At 70.2% G+C, this 24,832-nt stretch carries 23 protein-coding genes and 1 riboswitch; of the genes, 15 read left to right on the top strand and 8 right to left on the bottom strand.

All coding sequences use genetic code 11. The features are described 5' to 3' along the window. Position 1 precedes the first annotated feature (1 nt). The 4 genes from caldi_RS05890 to gabT all read left to right on the top strand — a co-directional run bounded on the left by caldi_RS05890 (position 2) and on the right by gabT (position 4,590). On the top strand, positions 2–1,276 hold the full coding sequence (locus tag caldi_RS05890; protein ID WP_264844174.1) for an ArgE/DapE family deacylase: 1,275 nt from the start codon (positions 2–4) through the stop codon (positions 1,274–1,276). Positions 1,277–1,291: 15 nt separating this feature from the next. Further along, the gene (locus tag caldi_RS05885; RefSeq protein ID WP_264844173.1) at positions 1,292–1,489 is read left to right on the top strand and encodes a hypothetical protein; all 198 of its coding nucleotides are present in this window, start codon (positions 1,292–1,294) and stop codon (positions 1,487–1,489) included. After that, positions 1,482–2,891 carry an amidase gene (locus caldi_RS05880; RefSeq protein WP_264844172.1) on the top strand — a complete coding sequence of 470 codons (1,410 nt, stop codon included), beginning with the start codon at positions 1,482–1,484 and terminating at the stop codon, positions 2,889–2,891. Before caldi_RS05885 ends, caldi_RS05880 begins: the two co-directional genes overlap by 8 nt. Positions 2,892–3,243: 352 nt before the next feature. Further along, positions 3,244–4,590, top strand: coding sequence for a 4-aminobutyrate--2-oxoglutarate transaminase (gene gabT / locus caldi_RS05875; protein WP_264844170.1), 1,347 nt, complete (start codon positions 3,244–3,246; stop codon positions 4,588–4,590). A gap of 128 nt (positions 4,591–4,718) precedes the next feature. Here gabT and caldi_RS05870 read toward each other — a convergent pair whose 3' ends face one another. Beyond that, entirely contained in the window at positions 4,719–4,916 is a 198-nt protein-coding gene (locus caldi_RS05870) for a hypothetical protein (RefSeq protein ID WP_264844169.1), read from the bottom strand. A gap of 178 nt (positions 4,917–5,094) precedes the next feature. Between caldi_RS05870 and caldi_RS05865 the strand changes: the two genes are divergently transcribed. From caldi_RS05865 to thiW, 9 genes are all read left to right on the top strand, one after another. Further along, positions 5,095–5,523 (top strand): CBS domain-containing protein, encoded by a 429-nt coding sequence (locus caldi_RS05865; protein ID WP_264844168.1) that lies wholly within the window; start codon positions 5,095–5,097, stop codon positions 5,521–5,523. A 201-nt stretch (positions 5,524–5,724) separates the two neighbouring features. Beyond that, the gene (locus caldi_RS05860; RefSeq protein WP_264844167.1) at positions 5,725–6,222 is read left to right on the top strand and encodes a hypothetical protein; all 498 of its coding nucleotides are present in this window, start codon (positions 5,725–5,727) and stop codon (positions 6,220–6,222) included. A 97-nt stretch (positions 6,223–6,319) separates the two neighbouring features. Further along, positions 6,320–7,237 (top strand): ribokinase, encoded by a 918-nt coding sequence (gene rbsK / locus caldi_RS05855; RefSeq protein ID WP_264844166.1) that lies wholly within the window; start codon positions 6,320–6,322, stop codon positions 7,235–7,237. Between the two features lie 717 nt (positions 7,238–7,954). Continuing rightward, complete coding sequence (gene spoIVA, locus caldi_RS05850; RefSeq protein ID WP_264844165.1) at positions 7,955–9,436, top strand: stage IV sporulation protein A; 1,482 nt, start codon at positions 7,955–7,957, stop codon at positions 9,434–9,436. Between the two features lie 150 nt (positions 9,437–9,586). Next, positions 9,587–11,161 (top strand): murein biosynthesis integral membrane protein MurJ, encoded by a 1,575-nt coding sequence (gene murJ, locus caldi_RS05845; protein WP_264844164.1) that lies wholly within the window; start codon positions 9,587–9,589, stop codon positions 11,159–11,161. A 67-nt stretch (positions 11,162–11,228) separates the two neighbouring features. Beyond that, positions 11,229–11,329: riboswitch (SAM riboswitch) on the top strand. A gap of 144 nt (positions 11,330–11,473) precedes the next feature. After that, a complete protein-coding gene (metX, locus tag caldi_RS05840) occupies positions 11,474–12,802 on the top strand; it encodes a homoserine O-acetyltransferase MetX (RefSeq protein WP_264844163.1) in 1,329 nt (442 codons plus the stop codon). A 129-nt stretch (positions 12,803–12,931) separates the two neighbouring features. After that, positions 12,932–14,239: an aspartate kinase gene (locus tag caldi_RS05835; protein WP_264844162.1), complete on the top strand. Its 1,308-nt coding sequence runs from the start codon at positions 12,932–12,934 to the stop codon at positions 14,237–14,239. Between the two features lie 12 nt (positions 14,240–14,251). Beyond that, positions 14,252–14,962 carry a VanZ family protein gene (locus caldi_RS05830; protein ID WP_264844161.1) on the top strand — a complete coding sequence of 237 codons (711 nt, stop codon included), beginning with the start codon at positions 14,252–14,254 and terminating at the stop codon, positions 14,960–14,962. Between the two features lie 5 nt (positions 14,963–14,967). After that, a complete protein-coding gene (thiW, locus tag caldi_RS05825; protein ID WP_264844160.1) occupies positions 14,968–15,465 on the top strand; it encodes an energy coupling factor transporter S component ThiW in 498 nt (165 codons plus the stop codon). A gap of 104 nt (positions 15,466–15,569) precedes the next feature. Here thiW and caldi_RS05820 read toward each other — a convergent pair whose 3' ends face one another. Beyond that, complete coding sequence (locus caldi_RS05820) at positions 15,570–16,925, bottom strand: phosphomannomutase/phosphoglucomutase (RefSeq protein ID WP_264844743.1); 1,356 nt, start codon at positions 16,923–16,925, stop codon at positions 15,570–15,572. A 224-nt stretch (positions 16,926–17,149) separates the two neighbouring features. Here caldi_RS05820 and caldi_RS05815 point away from each other — a divergent pair, with 224 nt between their 5' ends. Together caldi_RS05815 and caldi_RS05810 are read left to right on the top strand one after the other, a co-directional pair. Further along, positions 17,150–18,436, top strand: a complete 1,287-nt coding sequence (locus caldi_RS05815; RefSeq protein WP_264844159.1) for an aspartate aminotransferase family protein — start codon at positions 17,150–17,152, stop codon at positions 18,434–18,436. Between the two features lie 21 nt (positions 18,437–18,457). Beyond that, a complete protein-coding gene (locus caldi_RS05810) occupies positions 18,458–18,910 on the top strand; it encodes a type II toxin-antitoxin system RatA family toxin (protein ID WP_264844158.1) in 453 nt (150 codons plus the stop codon). A gap of 37 nt (positions 18,911–18,947) precedes the next feature. On the opposite strand, the gene caldi_RS05805 is transcribed toward caldi_RS05810, so the two are convergent. The 6 genes from caldi_RS05805 to caldi_RS05780 form a co-directional block, all read right to left on the bottom strand. After that, entirely contained in the window at positions 18,948–19,673 is a 726-nt protein-coding gene (locus tag caldi_RS05805) for an ABC transporter ATP-binding protein (RefSeq protein WP_264844157.1), read from the bottom strand. A gap of 7 nt (positions 19,674–19,680) precedes the next feature. After that, the gene (locus caldi_RS05800) at positions 19,681–20,421 is read right to left on the bottom strand and encodes an ABC transporter ATP-binding protein (RefSeq protein ID WP_264844155.1); all 741 of its coding nucleotides are present in this window, start codon (positions 20,419–20,421) and stop codon (positions 19,681–19,683) included. After that, entirely contained in the window at positions 20,418–21,440 is a 1,023-nt protein-coding gene (locus caldi_RS05795; RefSeq protein ID WP_264844154.1) for a branched-chain amino acid ABC transporter permease, read from the bottom strand. The genes caldi_RS05800 and caldi_RS05795 overlap by 4 nt, the downstream gene beginning before the upstream one ends. Then, the gene (locus caldi_RS05790) at positions 21,437–22,330 is read right to left on the bottom strand and encodes a branched-chain amino acid ABC transporter permease (RefSeq protein WP_264844153.1); all 894 of its coding nucleotides are present in this window, start codon (positions 22,328–22,330) and stop codon (positions 21,437–21,439) included. The genes caldi_RS05795 and caldi_RS05790 overlap by 4 nt, the downstream gene beginning before the upstream one ends. A gap of 92 nt (positions 22,331–22,422) precedes the next feature. Then, on the bottom strand, positions 22,423–23,763 hold the full coding sequence (locus caldi_RS05785; RefSeq protein WP_264844742.1) for an amino acid ABC transporter substrate-binding protein: 1,341 nt from the start codon (positions 23,761–23,763) through the stop codon (positions 22,423–22,425). A gap of 103 nt (positions 23,764–23,866) precedes the next feature. After that, positions 23,867–24,628: an enoyl-CoA hydratase/isomerase family protein gene (locus caldi_RS05780; protein WP_264844152.1), complete on the bottom strand. Its 762-nt coding sequence runs from the start codon at positions 24,626–24,628 to the stop codon at positions 23,867–23,869. Positions 24,629–24,832: the final 204 nt, after the last annotated feature.

Genomic DNA, 24,832 nt, shown 5'->3' with positions numbered 1-24,832 from the left:
CATGACAAGGCTGGAGAAAGTGCAGGCGGCGGTGCGGGCCAACCTCCGCCGACAAGCGGATGACTTGATCTCTGCCCTGCAAGACGTGGTGCGCATCCCCAGCGTCGTTGGACAGGAGGGGGAGGCGCAGCAGTACATGGCTCAGTTGTATGAGCGGCTGGGCTTGGAGGTGGAAACCTTTACGGCCGACCGGGAGCTGATCGCCGCCCATCCCGCCTATTGCGAAACCCCCTGGGAGTACGCCGGGCGGCCAAACGTCCTGGGCACGCTGCGCGGGGCGGGCGGGGGCCGGTCCCTAATCCTCAACGGCCACATCGACGTGGTGTCCCCCGAGCCCGTCAACCAGTGGACCTATGACCCATGGGGGGCGCAGATCGTCGGTAACCGGATGTACGGGCGTGGGGCCATGGACATGAAGTCCGGCCTGATCGCCAACTACTTTGCCCTCAAAGCGGTGCTCGACGTCGGCATTCGACCATCGGGCACCGTACAGCTGCAGAGCGTCATCGAAGAGGAGGCCGGCGGCTCCGGGGGCACCCTCGCCTGCCTGATAGGGGGGAACCGGGCAGACGGCATGGTGGTGACCGAGCCGTTTGACGACATCTGCATTGGCATGGTGGGGGTGGCCTATTTCAAAGTACGGGTGGCGGGGCGGACCGCTCACGCCGGCCTCGCCCACCAGGGCGTCAACGCTATTGGCAAGATGATCCCCATCTACCAAGCCCTCCTGGACCTAGACGAGGAGAGGGCGCGCCGCCATCCGCCCGAGTTTTTCGGGCGGGAGACGGGGCGGAGCTGCCACTTGAACATCGGAACCATGCAAGCTGGCGACTGGACCTCCACCGTACCGGGCTGGGCAGAACTGACCTGCCGGATCTCGTTCCTGCCGGGGGAGACCCTGGGCGGAATCCGGCAGGAGGTGGAGGCGGTCATCACAGCGGCCGCCGCCGCCGACCCCTGGTTGGCCGAACACCCGCCTGTGGTGGTGTGGTATGGGTGGCAGGCAGAACCCTGGCTGCAGGATGGCAACGATCCCCTGGTGGTCACCTTCAAGGCGACGGCCGAGCGGGTGGCTGGCCGTCCTTTCAAGCTGGTGGCCGCCACGGCTGGACTGGACAGTCGGTTTTGCGCTTATTGGAACATCCCCGCCCTGAACTTCGGTCCCCGTGGCGAGCGGCTCCACGGCGTAGACGAGTATGTGGAAATCGATTCGGTGGTCGAGGTGGCCGAGGTGCTGGCCAGCTTCATCGTGGAATGGTGTGGCTGGCAGGAATGAAGGAGGGTAGGATTCGTGTCGCAGGTGACCCCTGAATTGGCCCGCTGGCTGATGAAGGCGCTCTACAACCGGGAGTTAGACCCGGCGACGGCGGAAGCGGCGGCTGCCTTTGCCCGGACCATCAAGGAGGGTCTGGCGGCCTGCCACCGGCCGGGCCCAGCGGAGGAGCCGGTACTGGTCCGTTGTCTTAGGGCGGGTGAGCGCCATGGTTGACCTGGCCTACATGAGCCTCACCGAGGCCGCCGACCGCATCCGCCGACGGGACCTGTCCCCGGTGGAGCTGACCACGGCGGTCCTGAAGCGGATTGAGGAGGTGGAACCGCGAATCAACGCCTATATTACCGTCACCGCCGAGGAGGCGCTGGCGGCGGCCCGTACCGCGGAGACGGAGATTGCCGGCGGCCGATACCGTGGCCCCTTGCACGGGATTCCGGTGGCGGTCAAGGACGTGGTCTGCACCGCCGGGGTCCGCACCACCGCCGGCTCGCGGGTGCTGCGGGACTTCGTCCCGAACACCGACGCTGCCGTCGTGGTGCGGCTCCGGGAGGCTGGGGCGGTCATAGTGGGCAAGACTAATACCCACGAATTTGCGGCCGGCATCACGACCAACAACCCCTTTTTCGGCCCGACCCGCAACCCCTGGAATGTGGACTGCATCCCCGGGGGTTCCAGCGGAGGGTCGGGGGCGGCTCTGGCCGCAGGCCTTTGCACGGTGGCCATAGGTACCGACACCGGCGGGTCCATCCGCATTCCCGCTGCCTGCTGCGGGGTGGTGGGGCTGAAGCCCACCTACGGCCGAGTTAGCCGCCAGGGCATTTTCCCTTTGGCCTGGAGTCAGGATCACTGCGGCCCCATGGCCCGAAGCGTGGCCGATGCGGCCTTGTTGCTGCAGGTCATCGCCGGTTACGACCCGGCGGACCCCGGCTCCGCTAACGTACCCGTACCTGACTTCAGCGCCGAGCTGAGTGCCGGGGTTAGCGATATCACGATCGGCCTCCCCCGGCACTGGTACTTCGAGCGGGTGGATCCAGAGGTGGCCGAGGCGGTATACAGGGCCGTCCGGATTTTGGCAGAAATGGGAGCACGGGTGATGGAGGTGGACCTTCCAGCCCTTCGGGATGTCATGCCGGCCCAGTACGTGGTCTGCATGGCGGAGGCGGCCGCCTGGCACGTACCGTTCCTGCGCAGCCAGCCCGAGCATTACAGCCCGGCACTGCGCGGCACCCTCGAGGGTAGCCTGTTGATTTCGGCCGTGCAGTACCTAGACGGGTTGCGGATCCGGGCCCGGATTGCGGCGGAGATGGAGCAGGCCCTCGGGCAGGTGGATGTGCTGGCTGCCCCCACCATCCCGCTGCCGGCCCCGCCCATCGGCCAGGAGCAGGTAAATGTTGCGGGCCAGCCTGAACCCGTGTTGGACGCTTTCGTGCGGCTGAACGCCCCCGCTAACCAGTCCGGTTTGCCGGCGATCTCTATCCCATGCGGGTTTAGTCGGGGCGGGCTCCCCATTGGTTTACAAATCATCGGGCGTCCCTTTGATGAATCCACTGTGATCCGGGTGGCCCATGCCTATGAACAGGTGGCAGGCTGGCACCGACGGCCACCTCCGCTGGTCTGACGTGGGCGCCAAGCCGAAGAGACAGAATAGACAACCTTTTAGTTGAGGGGTTACGGGGTAGCGCTGATACCGTACCGGCCCCTCGGGATCTCAGTCAAGGCCGAGGACAACCCGGTAGAGCACGTCGAGGGCCTGCAGGGCGTCGGCTGGTCCCGGGCTCCACCGGGTGTATCCAGATGCCGGGCGGGGGTAGGCCCGCGCCCGGATGGTCTCGGCGCTGGAGAAGCGCTGCCACTCTACGAGCGGGCCCGGCAGTTCGGGATCGGCCAGGAGGTGGACCTCGGGGTGTTCCCGTCGTAGACGTCCATCCGCCGTTTGCGCACAACCCGTCGAAGTTCCAGTCGGAGGAGAGATGCGTGTGTCCAGGACGGTGCAGATCCGCACGCCCATCCCCGGTCCGCGTTCCCAGGAGCTCCTGCGCCGGCGCGAGGCGGCGGTTCCGCGGGGCGTGGCCAACGTCGCCCCCATCTTCGCCGCCGAGACCCGGGGCGCCACGCTCACGGATGTCGACGGAAACGTGTTTCTCGACTTCGCCGGTGGCATCGGCGTCCTGAACCTGGGCGCGAACCACCCCGAGGTGGTCGCGGCGGTCAAGGAGCAGGTGGACCGTTTCCTGCACACCTGCTTCCACGTCACCATGTACGAGCCGTACGTCCGACTGGCCGAGGAGCTGAACCGCCTCACCCCGGGCGACTTCCCCAAGAAGACCGCTCTCTTCAACAGCGGCGCCGAGGCCGTGGAGAACGCGGTGAAGCTCGCCCGCCGCTACACCGGGCGCCCGGCGGTGATCACCTTCACCCACGCCTTCCACGGCCGCACGCTCCTCGGCATGAGCCTGACGGCCAAGGTCTCCACGTACAAGTACGGCTTCGGGCCCTTCGCCCCGGAGATCTACCGCCTCCCCGCCGTCTACCCCTACCGCTCGCCCTTTGCCGATCCGGCCGCCACTGCCCGCCACGCCCTGGAAGACGTCCGCCGGGCGATCGAGGACGAGATCGGCCCCGACAAGGTGGCCGCGCTGATCATCGAGCCGGTGCAGGGCGAGGGCGGATTCCTGGTCCAGCCGCCGGAGTTCCTGCGCGGCCTCCGGGCGCTGTGCGACGAGTACGGCATCGTCTTCATCGCGGACGAGATCCAGACCGGCTTCGGGCGCACGGGCCGCTTCTTCGCCGTCGAGCACTCGGGCGTGGTCCCGGACCTGGTGACGATGGCCAAGTCGCTGGGCGACGGGCTGCCGATTTCCGCCGTCACCGGGCGGGCGGAGATCATGGACGCCGCGCAGGTCGGCGGCCTGGGCGGTACGTACGGCGGCAACCCCGTCGCCTGCGCGGCCGCCCTCAAGGTCATCGAGGTGATGGAGCGCGACCGGTACGTGGAGCGGGCACAGGCGGTGGGCGAGCGCGTCCTGGCCCGCTTCCGGGACTGGCACGAGCGCTTCGAGCTGGTGGGTGACGTACGGGGGCTCGGCGCCATGGCCGCCATCGAGCTGGTGAAGGACCGCGCGACGAAGGAGCCGGCCACGGAGGAGACCGCGGCCATCTTCAAGCGGTGCTACGAGAACGGCCTGATCCTCATGAAGGCCGGCCACCACAACCAGGTGATCCGGTTCCTGGCCCCCCTGGCGATCACCGACGAGCAGCTCGACGAGGGCCTGGACATCCTCGAGGAGGCGATCGCCTCCGTGTCGCGGACGCGCTGAGGGCGGCGGTCCGGGCTCCGCGCGGCCGGCCTGTGTGGCCGGCCGCGCCGTCTTGCCGGGCCGCGCCGCGGACCGGACCGCCGCCCAGCCAGCCCTGGCTGCCGGACCCGTCCGCTGGGGGACCGGTGCTAGCGCCGGCGGATCTGCAGCGCGGAGGGGATCATCTCGTCGACCAGGAGGTCCGCAGCCTCCCGGGCGGTCATCCGGCCCGCCGCCACGGCCACGCTGAGCCGGCGCCGGAGGTTGTCCAGCCGGCGGATCTCTTCCCTCTCCCAGGAGTTTCCGTCGTGGTGGACGTGCCCGTTCTTCAACTGTCCGCCGCGCATATCAGATCCCTCCGCTTCATGCGGAATCGGCCGCCGCGGTAGTATGCCGCGCCGGCGGCGTTTCGGTGCGCGGCGGAAGGAGCCCGGTGGTCGCAGGATGAAGGAAGAATGAAGAATGTTCCAGGGCCGGTTGGCCGGTAGGAACGATCGACGCGAGCAAGCAAAAGGTGGTGTCGGAGTGAACCAGGTCCGGGACGCCATGATCCAGGTCGAGCGGACGGCGCGGCCCAGCCATCCCGTGGCGCTCGCGCTGCGGATGATGCGTGAGCAGAACATCAGCTTTCTCCCCGTGATCGGCGACAACGGCTCGCTGTACGGGATCGTCACGGAGGGCGACCTCGTGCGGCTCATCCACCGCACGCTCTCGGAGGAGAACGGTCAGCCCACCCCGTTCTGGCTGCGCGGTGCGACGCGGGAGATGCTGCAGGTGCTACCGATCCGGGAGGTGGTCTCCCGGCAGGTCGACACGATCGGCCCCGACGCGTCCCTCGAGGAGGCGGCGGAGATCATGTTCAGCCGCCACCGGCGCGTCCTCCCGGTGGTCGACGCCGACGGCAAGGTGCTGGGGTACCTCACCCGCCGGGCCATCATCGACATGCTGATCTGAACGTCGGGGTTGTCCTTCCGGTAATCGTCCGCCCCTCTTGACAGCGAACACAAGTTCGGTTTACGATTTGGTTGATGATGGCAGGCAGCTCCCGTTGTTTCCAACCGCGGTGCACGTGGGGTGGCAGTCGGCATTCCGGTGAAAGAGGGCACCTGATTGCCACGCCCAAGTGGCATGGGTCCTGCTTCGGGAGGTGCTGACTTGGCCGTCTCCCTGCTGGACGCCGTCGCTGACCTCTACCGCATCGCTGTAACGGAGAGAGCTGCGACGTCGACCCAACGCCTCAAGGTCCTGGCGCAGTACTGTGCGGACCAACTGGACCGGTTGGGGCTGGCCGGGGCAGAGATAGAGCGAGAGGTACCGGGCATTGGGCGGGAGAAGCAGTGGGATGTCGCCTGGTATCACGAAGGCAAGTGCCGGCTGGCGATCTCGCTGAAATCCATTCTGAGGAACGTATCGGGAACGGTCCCGAACCGGATTGACGACCTCATCGGCGAGGTAGCCAACGCCCAGCTGGCGTCGAGTACGACCAACGTGGCGGCCGCTCGGTGGGGGCGTAACAGCGTTGGCGTCGAGGTTGACACGAGTTACTTCCGGGGCGCCGTGACCCGCCTCCAGGCGGAAGGGGGACTCCTCGCTTCCGTGACGGTGCGCGAATCGCCACCGCAATTGCCGGAGCGACACGCGGCCGGAGGATGAACGTCCGCACCACAGGGCCCCCAGCGGCAGGAGGTGGCTGTGCCTGAGCGGCAAACTATTCGAACGCGAGGGCACAGCGGAAAAGGGGGCCCGAGGCATGGCGGACGTCGTGGTCGTGGGCAGCCTCAACGTCGACCTGGTGGTGAGGGCCCCGCGCCTCCCGAACTCGGGCGAGACGATTTCGGCCCAGAGCCTGGACACCGTGCCTGGCGGAAAGGGCGCCAACCAGGCCGTGGCTGCGGCGCGGCTGGGCGTCTCGACCGCGATGGTGGGGCGCGTGGGCGAGGACGACTTCGGCCAGCTAATGCGGAAGAGCCTGGGGGACGCCGGAGTCGACGTGCGCGGCGTACTCCCGGTGGCCGGGCAGTCCACCGGGGTTGCGGTCGTGATCGTGGCCCCGGGCGGTCAGAACGCGATCCTCGCCGTTCCCGGAGCCAACGGGGCGATGGGGCCGGAGGCCGTCGGGGAGGCGCGCCCCTTGTTCTCCTCCGCCCGGGTTATCCTGCTTCAGCTGGAGATCCCGATGGCGACGGTGATCCGGGCCGCTCAGCTGGCCAGGGAGGCGGGCGCGTTGGTGGTCCTCGATCCGGCTCCGGCGCGCCCGCTCCCCGCCCACCTGATCCGGCTCGTCGACTTCGTGACCCCGAACGAGGTGGAGGCACAGGCGCTCACGGGCATCACGGTCCGGGGGCGGAAGGAGGCCGCCGACGCCGCCCAGGAACTCCTGGGCCAGGGCTTCCGGCGGGCGATCGTGAAGCTCGGGCCCGAGGGTGCGCTGTTCGCCGGGCCGGAGGGGACCGCCCATGTGCCTTCGCCTCCCGTTAAGGTGGTCGACACCACCGCGGCCGGGGACGCCTTCGCCGGCGCTCTGGCCGCGGCGCTGGCGCAGGGGCTCGACCTGCACGAGGCGGTGCAGTGGGGCTGCACGGCCGGCGCCCTGGCCGTCACCCGCCCCGGCGCGCAGCCGTCGCTCCCCCACAGGGAGGAGTTCCTGCGGTTTCTTGAGGGGCGGTAGGAGAGCGGGTACCGCGGCATGGGCGGAATTGCCGCAACAACCAGTCTAGGATCGACATGGCCTTTTTCGTTACGCCGCATGGCACGTTCGGTGGTTGCGGCACGCGGCCGCCGGCTGTACGATGAGGCTGCGAGGTGAGCCAGGGACGGGCGGATGCTCCACAGGATCAGGCGATCCACTCGCCGGCGGGTGCCGACCCGGATGGCAGTGGAGGTCCGACCCCAAGGCAGCGAGGCTGTCAAGTCAGCGCCCGGACAGCCGGCTGACCGGGGCCATCAGGCCAGGCTCCCTGGTTCCCTGCTGCGGGGTTGTTGCGCCCGGGCCCATCGAAGAAGCGATGCGGCTGCACGGCCCGGGAGAGGGAAAAGGCAATAACCCCGCAGTCATGTTCGCGATCCGCCTCCCGCACGGCCCCGCCGGGTCTGTCCGGCGGGGTCGTTCGTGTTCGCCCGTGCCTTGACGGAACGGTACGCGCGCCCGCATGCGGCTGTTCCGGCCGTGGAGGTGCCGGAGCCGCGCGCGACCGGCCCGGAGCCCCTGGCCCCCCGGTCGGACGGCAGCGGGGGGCGAGTTCCTGAAAGCGGCCACCGCATAATGAGCCGTCACCCCTCATACGAATCGCATCGGAATCCGTTGGCGCGGCGCCGGAAGGTCCGCCGCGCGGCGGCCGGCGACCGGGACCGATCCCTCGCATAGCCGCCGGTGAGGAGGGGGAGCGTGGAGAAGTTCAACATCTTCCAGGACATCGCCCAGCGGACCGGGGGCGACATCTACATCGGGGTCGTCGGCCCGGTCCGGACAGGGAAGTCCACCTTCATCCGGAAGTTCATGGAGCGGCTGGTCCTGCCCCGGATCGAGGACGAGTTCCTCCGCACGCGCATGCTCGACGAGTTGCCCCAGTCCGGGGCCGGGCGGACCATCATGACGGTGGAGCCGAAGTTCATTCCGGAGGAGGCCGTCGAGCTCACGCCCCACGAAGGCATCACGGTGCGCGTGCGGCTCATCGACGTCGTGGGCTACCCCGTGGAGGGGGCGCTCGGCTTCCTGGACGAAACGGGCCAGCCCCGCATGGTGCTGACGCCCTGGTTCGACGCCGAGGTGCCGCTGCACGAGGCGGCCGAGATCGGAACCCGGAAGGTGATCGCCGAGCACGCCACCCTCGGCGTGGTGGTCACCACGGACGGGACCATCACCGACATCGCCCGGGGCAAGTACATCGAGGCGGAGGAGCGGGTCGTCGCCGAGCTGAAGGAACTCGGCAAGCCCTTCGTGGTCGTACTCAACACCACGCGGCCATACGCCCAGGAGACTCTCGATCTCGCCGGCGAGCTGGAGGAGAAGTACGGTGCGCCCATCATCCCCACCGACGTGTCGGAGCTCACCGAGGACGACGTCCACATGGTCCTCGAGCAGCTGCTGCTGGAGTTCCCCGTTCGCGAGCTGGAGGTGCGCCTGCCGCGGTGGGTGGAGGAACTGGACTCCCGTCAGTGGCTGCGAGAGAAGTTCGAGACGGCCGTGGCGGAGGTGGTGCAGGCTGTCACGAAGGTTCGGGATGTGGACCAGGCGGTGGAGCGTCTGGCTTCGTACGAGTTCGTGGAGACGGCGCAGCTCCGCTCCATGGACATGGGCACGGGAACGGCGGTCGTCGAGCTCGAGGCCCGGGAAGACCTCTACTACCAGATTCTGGAGGAGATCGCGGGCGTCAAGCTCGAGGGCAAGCACACCATGGTACGCCTGCTCCGGGAGTGGGCGGTGGCGAAACAGGAGTACGACAAGATCGCCGTTGCGCTCCACGAAGTGCGCGAGACGGGCTACGGGATGGTACCGCCGCAGCTCTCCGACATGACCTTCGACGAGCCCGAGCTCGTGCGCCAGGGCTCCCGCTTCGGCGTGAGGCTGCGCGCCAGCGCCCCGTCCCTGCACTTCATCCGCGCCGACATCCACACGGAGGTGACGCCGATCATCGGCACGGAGAAGCAGGGCGAGGAACTGGTCCAGTACTTGATGGAGAAGTTCGAGGACGACCCGAAGAAGCTCTGGGACTTCGACATCTTCGGGAAGTCGCTGTACGAGCTCGTACGCGACGGCGTGCAGAACAAGCTCTACCGCATGCCGGAGGATGCCCAGCAGAAGCTCCAGGAGACCCTGACCCGCATCATCAACGAGGGCAGCGGGGGGCTCATCTGCATCATCATCTAGCCCGCATGGCCCCACGGCCTGCGCGTCCCCGCCACGAGCGCACCCCCCGGCGGCGAGCCTCGCCGGGGGGTCCGCCGCGCGTGTGCCCGTCCATGTGGTACGATGGGGACGGTTTGTGCCAGCCGGAAAGCGGAGGGATGCGGGGGCGGCATGCGGCAGCGTGGGCTTCTGGGGGCGGCGGCGCTCGTCACCGTGTTCACCGTGGTGCAGAAACTGGCGGGTTTCGTCCGGGAACAGGCAGTCGCCCGGGCTTTTGGCGCGTCCGCCGCCACCGACGTGTACCTGGTCGGGATGACGCTGCCGGAACTGGCCACGGTGGTGGCGGCCGGCGGGGTGTTGGGCGCCCTCGTCCCCGACCTCGCTGCCCGTGTGGGGAGAGGCGACCGGGCCGGCGCCTGGGTCGCGGCGCGCCGCGCCCTCGCCCGCACGGCCGCCCTTGGCGGCGGAGCGGCGCTTGTGGTCTTCGTGGCGCTGCCGCTCCTGCTCGCCCCGTTCACCCACGCCTGGCCTTCTGCGGAGGCCCGGCTGGCCGTGAACACCGCCCGGATCGCCATCGCTGGCCCTGTCCTGGTGGCAGTGGCCTCCGTCCTGGCCGCGCTCCTGCACGCCCACCGGGTGTTCGTTTACACCCCTCTCGGCCGTTCCGCCCAGAGCCTTCTGATCGCTGCGGTGGCCTTTGCCCTGGCCGGCGCAGGGGGCCCCTTGCCTCTCGCCTGGGCCTACCTGGCAGGCGCGGTGGTGCAGGTGGGGCTCCTGGCCACCATCGCCGCCCTCGCGCTGCGCCGCCCGGGCGGACGCGGCGAAGCTTCACCGCCCGAAGCGGGTGCGGATGGGGCGGAGACCGTACCGGGTGGCGGTGCCCTTTTCGCGCCGGTGGCGGCGTGGTCGCTCCTGCAGTCCGGGTACCTGGTGGTCGACCGACTGTTTGCGCCGGTCCTGCCGCCGGGCGCCATCGCGGCGCTCACCTTCTCGGACAAGCTCCGCCAGTTCGCCCTCCAGACCGCCGTCTGGGCGGTGGGCGCGGTGTCCTACCCCGCCCTGGCCGCCGCCCGGGGAAGCGGCGATGGGGCGGCCCTGCAGCGCGTTCTGGGTCAGGGGATGCGCCTCGCCTTGCTCGTGGCCCTCCCGGTGACGGCGGGGCTCCTCACGCTCCGGTTGCCCATTGTCCAGGTCGTGTACCAGCGGGGGGCGTTCGGCCCGGAGGCCACACGCCTCACAGCGGCCACCCTCCTGGGCGATGCGGTGGGCGTCACGGGCTTTGCCGTGACGCAACTCCTGGCGTACGTCCTGTTCACGCTCGGCCGCCCCTGGGTTCCGCCGCTCGCGCTCCTCGCCGGAGCGGGCGTCCAGGCGCTCATCGGTGCCCTGTTGCTCGGGCCCCTGGGGGCGCCCGCCCTCGCCTGGGGGGCCAGCATGGGCGCCTTTGCCGCCGCGGGGGTCCAGGCGTGGGCGGCGCGGCGGGAGGTGGGCGACCTCGTCGGGCCACTGGTCCGGGGCCTCGCCCGACCGGCGCTGGCGGCCGCGGCGATGGGCGCCGCCTGTCTCGTCGCCGCGCCGCGCCTGGGCGGTCTGCCTGCACCCCAGAAGGCCATCGCCACGCTGGTCCTGGTCGGCGCAGCCGCGCTGCTGTACGGATTGCTCTTGTGGTGGCTCGGGGTGCCGGAGGTGGCGGCCGCCGTCCGCCGGCTGGTGCACGGCCGCGATCCCCGGCCTGGGCCCCGTTGACGCCCAGGTCTCCCCATGGTAAGATGCGGCTCAGAATTTCATATCGTTCCCGCCGCAGCGGCGGCGGCTCTTATCGAGAGAGGTGGAGGGACTGGCCCGATGAAGCCCGGCAACCCAGGGGCAGCGCCCCAGGCTGTCCCTGAAGGTGCCAATTCCCGCAGATAAGAGGGGCTCCACTGGGGTATTTTCGTGGGCTTCTCCAGGGCGGGGAAGCCCTTTACGTTACCTGGTTTGACGGGGATTCGACCCGGGCCGGGTGCCGGGAGCCCTCACGTAGGGAGAGGCGAGCGTGGAAGGGAGGAGGACCGGCACATGGCTCGAGGAAGCGCGCTGGCCCGGGGCCGGGAAGCGGGGACGTGCGCCCGGCGTCACTCGGTGACGCTCTTCACGGAGGAGGCGCCGCTGCAGCTCGAGAGCGGGCGCAGGCTGGGGCCCGTCACCGTCGCCTACGAGACCCTGGGGACGCTGAGCCCGCGGAAAGACAACGTGGTCCTGGTCTGCCACGCCCTCACGGGCGACGCGCACGTGGCCGGGCGCTACGAGGACGGGGAAGACCGGCCGGGCTGGTGGGAAGCAGCCGTGGGGCCCGGCAAGGCCATCGACACCGACCGGTACTTCGTGATCTGCTCGAACGTCCTCGGCGGGTGCCGGGGCACGACCGGGCCGTCGAGCCCGGACCCCCGGACGGGCCGCCCCTACGGGCTCGAGTTCCCGGTCATCACCCCCCGTGACATGGTGCGGGTGCAGGCCGCCCTGCTCGACGCCCTGGGGATCGAGCGGGTGGTGGCGGTGATCGGCGGCAGCCTCGGGGCCATGCAGGCGATCGAGTGGGCCGTCACCTTCCCGGACCGGCTCCTCGGGGTCGTCCCGGTGGCGGGGTGCAGCCGCTTCCACCCGCAGGGCATCGCCTTCAACGCCGTGCAGCGCGAGGCGATCCTCCGGGACCCGGAGTTCCGGGGCGGACAGTACTACCCCGGTCCGGGGCCGGTGCACGGGCTGGCGATCGCCCGGATGCTCGGCATGATCACCTACCGCTCGGACGAGTCGATGTGGGCCCAGTTCGGCCGGCGGGTGAGGCCGCTCGGGCTGGTCGGCCGGAAATCGGCCGACTGGGATGAGGGCTACGGCGGACGGCCCACCCCCGCCGCGGACAGCGGCGGACGCCCGGACGGGGCGCCCGCCCCCGGGGCCCGCACGGGTCCGGCCCCCGGGATGGAGTTCCCCGGCGTCCCGTCGCCGGGCGAATCCGACCTGGAGCGCGGCTTCGGGATCGCCTACGAGGTGGAGTCGTACCTCCACTACAACGGGCAGGCGCTGGTCCGCCGCTTCGACGCGAACTCCTACCTGTACCTGAGCCGTGCCATGGACCTGCACGACATCAGCCGGGGGTACCCTTCCATGGAGGCCGCGTACGCCCGGGTGACTGCCGAAGCCCTCGTCGTGGGCATCCGCTCCGACTTCCTCTTCCCGACTTACCTGCAGAAAGAGATGGTGGAGGGCATCCGGGCCGCAGGGGGCACGGCCGAGTACTTCGAGATCGACAGTCCCTGGGGGCACGACGCCTTCCTGGTCGATTTCGACCTCATGGCCGGCGCCGTGGCCGCCTTCCTGGACCGGCAACTGGACCGGGCCCGTGGCTGAGGCCGCACCGGATTTCCACCCCTCCCCCGGTACATGGCCCGACGGGCTTGCAGGTATCCGGGCCGGCACGTCCGAACATAATTCCAGGTCCGTCCGAAGCGGCCATGCGCAGTAGAGGAGGCACTCCGGTTGGCTATCGTTGTCCAGAAGTACGGCGGGACCTCGGTCGCGTCCACGGAGCGGATCCTGCGCGCGGCCCGTCGCGTGGCGTGGAAACGGTCTCAAGGCTACGACGTGGTGGTGGTGGTGTCCGCCATGGGGGACACCACCGATTCGCTGATCGCCCTGGCCGAGGCCATCAACGGGGACGCGCACCCGTCCCCGCGCGAGATGGACATGCTCATGGCGACGGGCGAGCAGGTATCCGCCGCTCTCATGGCCATGGCCCTGCAGCGGCTCGGGGTCCCGGCCGTGTCGCTGACGGGGTTTCAGGCCGGCTTCTTCACCGATGACACCCATCGTGCCGCCCGCATCCTCGACGTGAAGCCGGACCGGGTCCGGAAGGAGCTCGAGGCGGGCCGCGTGGTGGTCGTGACGGGCTTCCAGGGCATCGACGCCGCCGGCGACCTGACCACGCTGGGCCGGGGCGGGTCGGACCTCACGGCGATCGCCCTGGCGGCGGCCCTCGACGCCGAGGCGTGCCAGATCTACACGGACGTCGACGGCATCTACACGGCCGACCCCCGCATCGTCCCCAACGCCCGGCGCCTGGAGGAGATCTCTTACGAGGAGCTGCTGGAGATGTCGTCCTCCGGCGCGCAGGTGATGCAGCTCCGCAGCGTGGAATTCGCCCGGCAGTACGGGGTCGAGTTCGAGGTGCTGTCGAGCCTGTCCCCCCTGCCCGACGAGGGCGGCACGGAGGAGAAGAAGACGAAGGTGGTGGCGCGGGTGAATCCGCAGTTCCAGCGCGTGGTGACCGGGGTGGCGGTGAACTCGAAGGTGGCGCGGATCACCCTTCTCGAAGTCCCCGACCGGCCCGGCATCGCAGCGAAGCTCTTCAGCGCCTTCGCCCGGAACAAGATCGTGATCGACGACATCGTCCAGAGCGGCGGCCCGGGCGCCACGCAGGCCGACATCTCGCTCACCGTGGCGAAGGACGATCTCGACGTGTCCCTCGACATCTGCCGCGAGGTCATGCAGGAGTGGCCCGGCACCCAGCTGGTGTATGATGTGGATGTGGCCAAGGTCTCCATCGTCGGCTCGGGGGTGGCCTCCAACTACGGCGTGGCCGCCACCATGTTCACTGCCCTGGCCGAGCGGGGCATCAACATCGAGATGATCACCGGCTCGGAGATCAGCATCTCCTGCCTGGTGCGGGCGAGCCGGGCGGCCGAGGCGGTCCAGGCCATCCATGAGAAGTTCGGGCTGGGCGACGGGGACCAGCCGGTGGCCATCGGGACCCGGGGCGGGGAGGACGCGAAGGCCGGGCAGAAGTAGGGGGCAAGACCCGTGGCGTCCAAGAGGCGGCGCAGGCGGCGTGGCACGGGCCGCTCGGCGGACACGCCGCTGCGCGCGCTCCAGGGCGGCCGGGCGGCGGCGCCGTCGCGCCCCGGCGGGGAGACGGAGCGGGAGAAGGCGCGGTCCGCCCCCCCGGCGAAGCCCGGGTCGGGCGCGGCGCTGCGGCCGGTGCCCCCATCCCGGAGCCAGCCCGCGGTGCGGGGCGTCCCGGGGGTACGGTCCGAGCGCCTGCGCCCGGCCGCCATCACGTGGCGGGTGACCCTGCACTGGCTGGCCGTCCTGGCCTGGATGGGGGTCATCTTCGTCGCCTCGTCGGTGCCGGACCTGCGGGCGATCCCCGTCATGGCGAGGCTGGGGTTCCTCCCGCTGCAGCTCAGCCCCGCGCAGGCCTACTGGCTCGAGCTCATCGTCCGCAAGACCGCCCACGTCCTCGAGTACGGCGTGCTGGCGGCCCTGATCCTCTCGGCCACGCGCGCGACGTGGCCCCGCCTGGCCGGCTGGGCGGCCGCGCGGTGGTCGTGGACCTGGGCCACGTTCTACGCGCTCGGAGACGAGTGGCACCAGCGCTTTGTCCCGGGCCGGGACGGGCGCCTCACGGACGTCGCCATCGACGCTGCGGGCGCCGCGCTGGCCTTGTGGCTCATCCTCCGTCGGGCCGCCCGCCTGCGGGCCGGGGCGGGCCGGAGCTCCCGCAAGGGGTGAAGACGGTGCGGCCGCGCGTTCATCAGCTCACCCTGGCCGCCCTGTACGTCGCGGTCGGGGTGCTGACCTCCCACCTCGTCGTCGTCCCGGTCGCCTTCGCCAAGGCCTTTCCCGTCCAGCACTTCCTCAACGTCCTCTCGGCAGTGACGCTGGGGCCGGGTGGCGCCGTCTCCGTGGCCTTCGCGGTCTCCGTCCTCCGGGTGGCCCTGGGGACCGGGACGCCGCTGGCGTTTCCCGGCAGCATGTTCGGCGCGCTCCTGGCGGGCCTCCTGTACCGGCGGTCGGGCAGGGTGGCCGCGGCCCTGGCGGGGGAGATCGTCGGGACGGGCGTCCTCGGGGCCCTGGTGGCCGTGCCGGTGGCGCAGCTCGTGTTGGGGCGCCAGGTGGGGTTCCTCGTCTACATCGTCCCCTTCACGGTCTCCAGCGCGGCCGGAGCGCTCCTGGCCGGAGCGCTCCTTCCCGTGCTGCGGCGGGTTCCCGCGCTGCAGCGGTGGCTGAGATGAACCGTGAGCTGTGAGGCGGGCCCCTGGCCGGCACGCCGCTGCCCGCAGGGTCCCGGCATGGAGGCCCTCACGGACCTCACAACCCACCACTCACCACTCACAACTCACAACTCACAACGGATACCGCCCACCTCCCGCAGCGCCTGCTCCATCTCGTCCTTGATCCGCTCCAGGTCGGCCTCGGTGCGCCCCTCGCAGCGCAGGACGAGGACGGGCTGGGTGTTCGACGCGCGCACCAGCCCCCAGCCGCCCGGGAAGAGCACGCGGGCGCCGTCGACCTCGACGACCTCGTACTGCCGCTTGAAGTGCTCCCGCAGGGCGGCGACGACCTCGAACTTGCGCTCGTCGGGGCAGTCGACCCGGATCTCGGGCGTGGCATGGTAGTGCGGGATCTCGGCCACCAGGGCGGATAGGGGCTTCGGCTGACGTGAGAGGAACCGGAGCAGCCGCCCGGCGGCGTAGAAGGCGTCGTCGTAGCCGTAGTACTCGTCGGCGAAGAACATGTGGCCGGACATCTCGCCGGTGAAGACGGCGCCGATCTCCTTCATCTTCGCCTTGATGAGGGAGTGCCCGGTGCGGTAGAAGAGGGGCCGCCCGCCCAGGCGCTCGACCTCGTCCCACAGGGCCTGGGAGCACTTCACCTCGATGATCGCCGGCGCCCCGGGGTGCCGGGCCAGCACCTCACGCCAGAGCAGCGCCATGTAGGTGTCGCCCCAGACGATCCCGCCCCCGTCGTCGACGACCCCCAGCCGGTCTGCGTCGCCGTCGAAGCCCAGCCCCAGGTCGGCGCCGTGCTCACGCACGGCCCGGATGAGGTCCTGCAGGTTCTCCGGCTTGACCGGGTCGGGGTGGTGGTGGGGGAAGGACGGATCGAGATCGCAGTAAAGCGGGATGACCTCGGCGCCCATGGCCCGCAGCGCCTTCTCGGCGAAGAGGCCCGCCGTGCCGTTGCCGGCGTCCGCCACCACCTTCAAGGGCCGGTCGAGCCGGATCTTCTCCCGGAGCATCTCGATGTACTCCGGCACCGGGTCGCGGGTCTCGTAGGAGCCGGACCCGGCAGCAAAGCTTTCCTCCTCGATGATGCGGCGCAGGGCCTGGATCTCCTCACCGTGGATGGTGGCGTACCCCAGGGCGATCTTGAACCCGTTGTACTCGGGAGGGTTGTGGCTGGCCGTGATCATCACGGCGCCGTCGATGCCGTAGAGCACCCGGCTGTAGTAGAGAATCGGCGTGACGACGAGGCCGATGTCCACCACGTCGGCCCCCGCGCTCCGGAGCCCGGCGACGAGGGCCTCCCGGAGTTCCGGGGAGGAGGCGCGCCCGTCGCGGCCCACGAGCACCCGGCGATCCCGCACGCCGCGCCGCTGCATGTATGTGGCGAAGGCCCTGCCCACCGCCTCCGCCACGGCCGGGGTGAGGTCGTCCCCTGCAACCCCACGGATGTCGTACTCCCGGAACATGCCAGCTGCCACGTTCACGTCCTACCGGTCCCCCTTCCGGCAGTTCGGTTCGCCGGGGGCAGGGCGATTCCTCCTGCCGGGAATAGGGTACCGCTTCTCGCCGTCACCCAGCCGCCATGAGCATCGGGGTGGCGCGAGGAATCCGGCCGGTGGCGGTTGAATCTGTACACCGATCTGTGCACAATGGCGGCGGGTGCCAGCGGAGCACCGGGAGGACGATGCGCTTGACCGAGAAGACCGAGACGCGGCCCCGGGTGGAGAACCCCGACGCGGTCGTGGAGCAGGCGCTCCGGGACTACGGCGAGCACGTCAACGACGCCATGGCCCGGCTCTACCGGTTCATGGGGTTCACGACCCTGGAGTGGGAGGCGCGGGGCGCCGTCATCACGGACATCTACGGCCGCGAGTTCATCGACTGCGGCTCGTACGGCGTCATGTTCCACGGGCACAGCCACCCCAGGGTGGTGGCGGCGGTGCGGGAGCAGCTCGACCGCATGGCCATGCACGGACGCACGCTCCCCCACAAGCCCATCGCCGACCTGGGCCGGCTGCTCGCCTCCATCGCCCCCGGGGATCTCCAGTACTGCTTCTTCTGCAACTCGGGGGCCGAGGCGAACGAGGCCGCCCTGAAGCTGGCCCGGGCCTACACGAAGCGTCCGGGCTTCGTGGCCGCCACCGGCGCGTTCCACGGCAAGACCTTCGGCGCGCTCTCGGTGAGCGGCCGGGAGCTTTACCGGGAGCCCTTCTATCCGCTGCTGCCGGGGGTCACGCACGTCCCCTTCGGCGACCTGGAGGCGATGGAGAAGGCGATCGGGCCGGACACCGCCGCGGTGATCCTCGAGCCCATCCAGGGCGAGGGCGGGGTCATCGTCCCGCCGGACGACTACCTTCCCGGGGTCCGCCGGCTCTGCGACGAGCGGGGGGCCCTCCTGATCCTGGACGAGGTCCAGACCGGCATGGGCAGGACCGGGCGCTGGTGGGCGTCGGAGCACTGGGGCGTCGTCCCGGACATCCTGACGACCGCCAAGGCGCTGGGCGGCGGGGTCATGCCGATCGGGGCGGTCGTGGCGAAGGCGCCGATCTGGGACCTCTTCAACGCCAACCCGTACATCCACAGCTCGACCTTCGGCGGGAACCCGCTGGCGTGCCGGGCCGCCATCGCCGCCATCGAGGCCATCCAGGAGGAGGGCCTCCTCGAGCAGGCGGCGGCCAAGGGCGAGTATCTCCTGAGCCGCCTGCGGGCCCTGCGGGACCGCTACCCGCAGGTCCTGCGGGACGTGCGCGGCAAGGGCCTCCTGATCGGGCTGGAGCTCACCAAGGACGGGCACGCGGGGGTGCTCATCAGCGAGCTCATCGACCGCGGCGTGATCGTCATCCACTCGCTCAACAACCCCCGGGTGATCCGGGTCTCCCCGCCCGCCGTCATCACGTACGAGCAGCTGGACCGGGTCCTCGCCGCGCTCGAGGCGGGCATCGCCCGAGCGGCCGAGGTCGACGCGGACATCGAGTAGGGAAGGGGTGACAGGCCCGAGATGCCCTACGTCGAGGTACAGGAGATCATCCGGGCGCCGCGGGCGCAGGTCTACGAGGTCGTCAAGGACATGCCATCGTACCCCCGGTTCATGCCCAACCTGAAGAACGTCGAGGTCCTCGAGCGGCGCCCCGGGGCCACCGTGACCGAGTGGGTCGGCACCGTGAAGGGCGCCACGCTGCGGTGGACGGAACTCGACGAGTTCGACGACGAGAACTTCCGCATCCACTACCGCCAGCTCGGCGGGGACCTCAAGAAGTTCGAGGGCGACTGGATCCTGGAGGAGACCCCGGAGGGCACGAAGGTGACCCTCACGGTCGACTTCGAGATCGGCATCCCCATGTTCGCGACGATGCTCAACCCGATCGCCCGGCTGGTGGTCCGGGACAACGCCGAGGGCATGCTGAAGGCCGTGAAGGAGCGGCTGGAGAAGAGCGAAGGCCGGCCCGGCTGACGGGCCGGCCTTCCCGTGATGCGGGCGGGCGGCCACCTCACGCCGCCCCGCCGAGGTACGCGGTGCGGACGTGGTCGTCGTGCAGGAGGTCCCGGCCGCTCCCCTCGAGCGTGATGCGGCCGGTCTCCAGCACGTAGGCGTGGTCGGCCGCCCGGAGGGCGTACTTCACGTTCTGCTCCACCAGGAGGATCGTCACGCCCTGGGCGGAGATGTCGTCGACGAAGCGGAAGATCTCCTCGACCAGCTTGGGCGCCAGGCCGAGGGACGGCTCGTCCAGCATGAGCACCTTGGGCTCGGCCATGAGCCCCCGGCCGATCGCGCACATCTGCTGCTCGCCGCCGGAGAGCGTGCCGGCGAGCTGGCGGCGGCGCTCCTTGAGCCGGGGGAACAGGTCGTAGACGCGGGCGAGCCGCTCCTGCGCCCGCCCCCGGAAGGCCGGGGCGAAGGCGCCCAGGAGGAGGTTCTCCTCGACGGTCATCCGCGGCCACAGCTGGCGGCCCTCGGGGACCAGCACGATCTGCCGGTTCACCCGGGCGTGGGCCGGCAGCGCGGTGATGTCCTCCCCCCGGAAGCGGATGCTGCCGCCACGGGGCAGGAGAAGCCCCGCCAGGGACCGCAGGGTGGTGGTCTTGCCGGCCCCGTTCGAGCCGATGATGCTCACGACCTGGCCTTCCTCGACCCGGAACGAGATCCCCCAGATCACCTGCACGCTCCCGTAGGCGACGGCCAGGTCCCGCACCTCGAGCAGCGGCTCCTGTGCCATCCCGCGATCACCCCGCCTCGGCCGCTGACGTGCCCAGGTACGCCTCGATCACGGCGGGGTTCCGCTGGATCTCGGCCGGCGTACCCTCGGCCAGCTTCTGCCCGTAGTTGAGGACCACGATGCGGTCGCAGACCGACATCACGGCCCGCATGTCGTGCTCGATGTAGAGGATGGTGGTGCCCCGCTCCCGGATCTTGCGCAGGAGGCCCAGCACGTTCTGGGTCTCGGCGTCCGTGAGGCCGCCGGCGATCTCGTCGCAGAGGAGGAGGTCCGGCTTCGCCGCCAGGGCGCGGGCGAGCTCCAGGAGCTTCTGCTGGCCGATCGGCAGCACCGCCGCCTGCTGCCCCGCCACGTGCTCGATCCCCACGAAGGCGAGCACCTCCATGGCCCGTTCCCGGGCCACCCGGGGGTTCGTGGCGCCGTGGCGGCCGAAGTAGGTGGCCACCATCACGTTCTCCAGCACCGTCATGGACTTGAACGGGCGAACGATCTGGTGCGTGCGGACGATGCCCGACGCCACCGCCTCGTACGGCCGGATGCCGGTGACGTCCCGGCCCCGGAAGCGGACCGTGCCGCCGCTGGGCTGGAGGGCCCCGGCGACCATGCTGAAGAGCGTGGTCTTGCCGGCCCCGTTCGGGCCGATCAGGCCGAAGATGGACCCCTCGGGCACGGCGAAGGTGACGTCCTTGACGGCGGCCAGCCCCCCGAAGTACCGGGTGAGCCCGTTCACCTCGAGGATGGCGCTCATGACTCCACCCCCGTTCCGGTCGACGCGCCGCGGGCTGCCACCGGGACCGCCTGCCGGCGGCTTCCGGCCGCCCACCGGGCGAGCCGGCCCACCAGGCCCACGATGCCCTTCGGTTCGAAGAGGATGATCACGATGAGGAGCGAGCCGTAGAGGAGCAGGTGCAGGTTGGGGAAGGCGGCGACCAGCTGCTCCTGCACCGTCCCGTAGATGAGGCCGCCGATCACCGGTCCCCAGACGGTCCCCAGGCCCCCGATGACCGGCATGAGGAGGATCGAGACGCTGGTGTTGAAGGCGAACACGCCGCCGGGGTGGATGAACCCCGCGTAGCGGGCGAACACGCCCCCGGCCATGCCGGTCAGCGCGGCGGCCAGGGCGTGCGCCAGCAGCTTGTACTTGAAGGGGTTCAAGCCGAGGTCGGCCGCGGCGTCCTCGTCCTCCCGCACCGCCATGAGGCCGAGGCCGAACTTCGACCGGACGACCAGGATCGAGACGGCGATCGCCAGCGCCGCCAGCGCCAGCGCGCTGTAGTAGTGGGTCATCTGGTTGAACGGGACCCGCTCGACGATCCGGTACCCGCTGGCGCCGCCGGTGAAGGCGAGGTTGTTCATGGTCACCCGCACGGCCTCGCTCACGCCAATGGTGGCGATGGCGAAGTAGGGTCCCCGCAGGCGGAAGGTCGGGATCCCGACCACCAGGGAGGCGACCGTGGCCACCGCGCCGGCGGCGAGGAACGCCAGGAGCGGCGGGGTGCCGCCCCGGATGAGGAGTGCCGCCGTGTAGGCGCCCAGCCCGTAGAAGACGGCGAACCCGAACGAGACCTGCCCCGTGATGCCGCCGAGGATGTTCCAGGCCACGCTGGTGGTGACCCACACCAGGGTGACGAAGAGGAGGCGGATCACGTTCGGTCCGAGCCCGAACAGGGGGACGGCCGCCAGCAGGAGCGCCAGGGCCAGCGGCAGCGCCGCCGCGGCCAGCCTGGCGGCCCCCGGGCCGCCCGCCACCGATGCGCTCCGGCTCATGCCGCCCGCCCCCTTCGCTCGAAGAGGCTGGCCACGCCGCCGGGCAGGACCAGGAGCGCCACCACCAGGAGGGCGAACGAGATGGCCACCTGGTAGCCGGCGGGCACGACCAGGATCGTGAAGGTCTCCACCAGCGCCAGGATGAGCGCCCCCACGGCCACGCCGGAGAACGACTCCAGCCCGCCCAGGACGATGATCACGAAGGAGCGCAGGAGAAACGGCCGGCCGAAGTCGGGGTTGAAGGAGTACAGCGTGGCGAGCAGGGCTCCCGCCATCCCGGCGAAGGCGATCCCCAGGCCGAAGGTCAGGGCCGCCGTGCGCTGCGTGTCGATGCCCACGATCTGCCCGGCGAGCTTGTTCTGGGTGAGCGCCCGCACCGACCGGCCGAACCACGTCCGGGTCAGCACGAGCTGGAGCACGACCAGGGAGAGGACGGCGACGGCGAACACCACCGCCCGCAGCGTGGAGATGGACACGGGGCCGATGCGGATGGTGGACAGCGTGAACGGGGTCAGGATCGAGCGGTCCGTGTTCCCCCAGACGGAGTAGCCCACGTTCTGCAGGACGAGCCAGAGCCCGAACAGCAGGAGCAGCGACGGCAGGGTGGGCTGGTCCGAGGTCGGGACCCAGCGCACCAGGAGGAAGTAGCACGCCACGCCGAGGACGAAGAACACGGGGATGGCGAGGACCGACCCCAGGATGGGGTCGACCCCGAGGCGCTGGTACAGCTCGTACGCGAAGTAGGCGCCAAGCATCATGAAGCCGGCGTGTGCGAGGTTGATGATCTTCATCACGCCGTAGATGACGGTCATGCCGAAGGACATGGTGGCGTAGATTCCTGCCAGGAGCAGGGCGGCTACCAGGAGGTTGAGGAACTCCCCTGCCGTCAAGCGCCGACCACCTCGCTCACCTAGAGCGGTGTGGCCCGGGTCAGCCGCGGAGACTGGCCCGGGCCTTCACGGTCACCGAAACGTATCGCGGGTCACTTCTTGGGGATCGGGGCGATGACCTCGCCCGTCGCCGCATCCGCCGGGTAGACGATGTCCACCTTGCCGCCGGGCTTGTTCTGCACGATCACGAAGGGCGCCTTCAGCTGGCCGTTCGCCTCGAACTTGAGGACCTGTCCGGGCAGGAGCGAATCCTTCAGCTCGACCTTGCGCAGGGCATCCCGGATCGCGGTCTTGTCGAGGCTGCCCGCCTGCTCGATGGCGGTCACGAGGGCCCGGACGGCGTCGTAGGCGGTGGCGGCATACCAGGAGTCGGGCTCACGGCCGTACGCCGCCTTGTAGTCCTCGATGAACTTCTTGACCTGCGGGTAGGGCAGGTTCTTCGACCACCAGATGCCGGCGAAGATCCCGGTCACCGCGTCGCCGAGGGCGTCCCGGGCGTCCTTCTCGGGCCCGCGGGCGCCGTAGCTGACCATCTGGTGGTACAGCCCGGCCTGGACGTACTGGCGGTGCATCGTGATGTAGTCCTGCAGGTGGGCGTCGGACAGGAAGATGTCGGCGCCGGCGTTCTTCACCTTCTGCAGCAGGCCGGAGAAGTCGGGGGCCCCGAGCTCGAAGTTCTCCTTGAAGACCACCGTGAAGTACCCGGGGTTCTCCTTGAGCCACTGCTCGATGCCGTTACCGTAGTCCACGCCGTGGTCCGTGTTCTCCAGGACCATCGCGATCTTGAGGCCCTTCTGGAGCTTGCCCTGGTCGACGAGCCAGCCCAGGAACTTGCCGGTGGTGTAGCCGAGCTCGGAGACCGGGGTCAGGGTCCCGAACGTCCACTGGTAGCCCTGGCTGAAGATCGTGCTCGCCGCGGCGCCGGGGGTGATCCAGGGCACCTGGTAGCGGTCCGGCATGACCGACTCGGCCTGGCCCAGCGCCGTCGAGTACCCGCCGATGACGGCGACGACCTTGTCGGCCGTCATGGCCCGCTCCACGAGGGACGCCGACTTGGCCTGGTCGGACTCGTCGTCGTAGAAGACGGGCTCGATCTTCATCTTCTTGCCGCCGACGGACACTCCGCCCTTGTCGTTGACCTGCTTGATCGCGAGCTGAATGCCTTCCCACTGGTACGTGCCGGGCTTCGCCTCGCGACCGCTCGTCGGGAGGACGACGCCGATCTTGATGACCTCGCCCCCGCCGGCGGCCCCGCCGCCCTGCGCCGCGCCGCCCTGCGGCGCTGCCCCCGAGGACCCCGAGGACCCCGTCGCGCCGGACGAGCCGGAAGGAGCCCCGCCCCCGCAGGCGGTGAGCGCGACGAGTAGCCCGGTCGCGAGAGCGACGAGCCCCAGCCGGCGCAAGGGCCGGGGCCGGGCGCGTTGCGTGGACATCTCAGCCAACGACTACCCCTCCCTGATCATTTGGATCAGTGGTACTTTCCCGTTCGATGGGGGCAAATCCTGCTTTCCTACGACGAGGCGGGAAATGGAATCTTCAAAACCGTGGCGGGCGGCCTTCGAGGAACGCAGCCACCCCCTCCCGGAACTCCACCGGGTCGACGGCCCGGGCGTCGCCGTCGTCGACGGCCGGCAGGAGGGCCGCGATCCAGCGCTTGGCCGCCCGCACCGCGGCGGGCGACTGCGCGGCGACCCGGTTTGCCAGGTCGGTGACGGCCGGCTCCAGTTCGGCGGGGTCGACGACGTAGTGGAGGAGCCCGGCCGCGCGGGCCTCCTCCGCGGCGAGGATCCTCCCCGTCAGGAGCAGGTCGCGGGCCCGGGCGGGCCCCACGGCCGCCACCAGCCGGGCGGCGAAGCGCGGGGTGACCGTGATCCCCAGCCGGGCGATGGGCATCCCGAGGCGCGCGTCCGCCGCGCCGATGCGGAGATCGCAGGCCAGGGCCAGCTCGAGGCCCGCCCCCAGGGCGTGACCGCCGATGGCGGCGATGGTCGCGAACGGCAGCGACTCGACGGCGGTGATGGCCTCCTCCATCAACCGGAACGACTGCTCCGAGCCCTCCGGGCCCAGCCGGGCGAACTCCCCGATGTCGGAACCCGACGTGAAGGTCCGCCCCTCGCCCCGGAGGACCAGCACGCGCACGTCCGGGTTCGTGGCGAGCCGCCGGACCTGGTCCCGGAGGTGGGCCCACATGGCGGTGGTGAAGGCGTTGCGGACGCGGGGGCGGGCGATGGTCAGGGTGGCGATGGCTCCGTCGACGTGAAGCGTGAGCGATTCCAGCGATCGGGTCTCCGTGGTCAACCGGCACTCCCCCTGCAGGCCAGCGTCGCGCATGGGACGGCAGCGTATCGATTGCCCGGCGGCTGATGCAATTCCCATGCCAGCGTTCGGACCGCAGCGGGGGATGGCGTGGAGGCGCACCAGAAGCGGCCGTCGGGTGCGCCCCCTTGGTCTGCCCGGGAGGGGCTCTCGCTCATGTGTCGCGAAAAACGTCGCGACATAGGT

Origin of the sequence: Caldinitratiruptor microaerophilus (assembly GCF_025999835.1) — a bacterium.
GTDB classification, from domain to species: Bacteria; Bacillota; Sulfobacillia; order Symbiobacteriales; family ZC4RG38; genus Caldinitratiruptor; species Caldinitratiruptor microaerophilus.
Note: the sequence above shows the minus strand (reverse complement) of the source record. Positions and strands in the feature narration are given on the sequence as shown.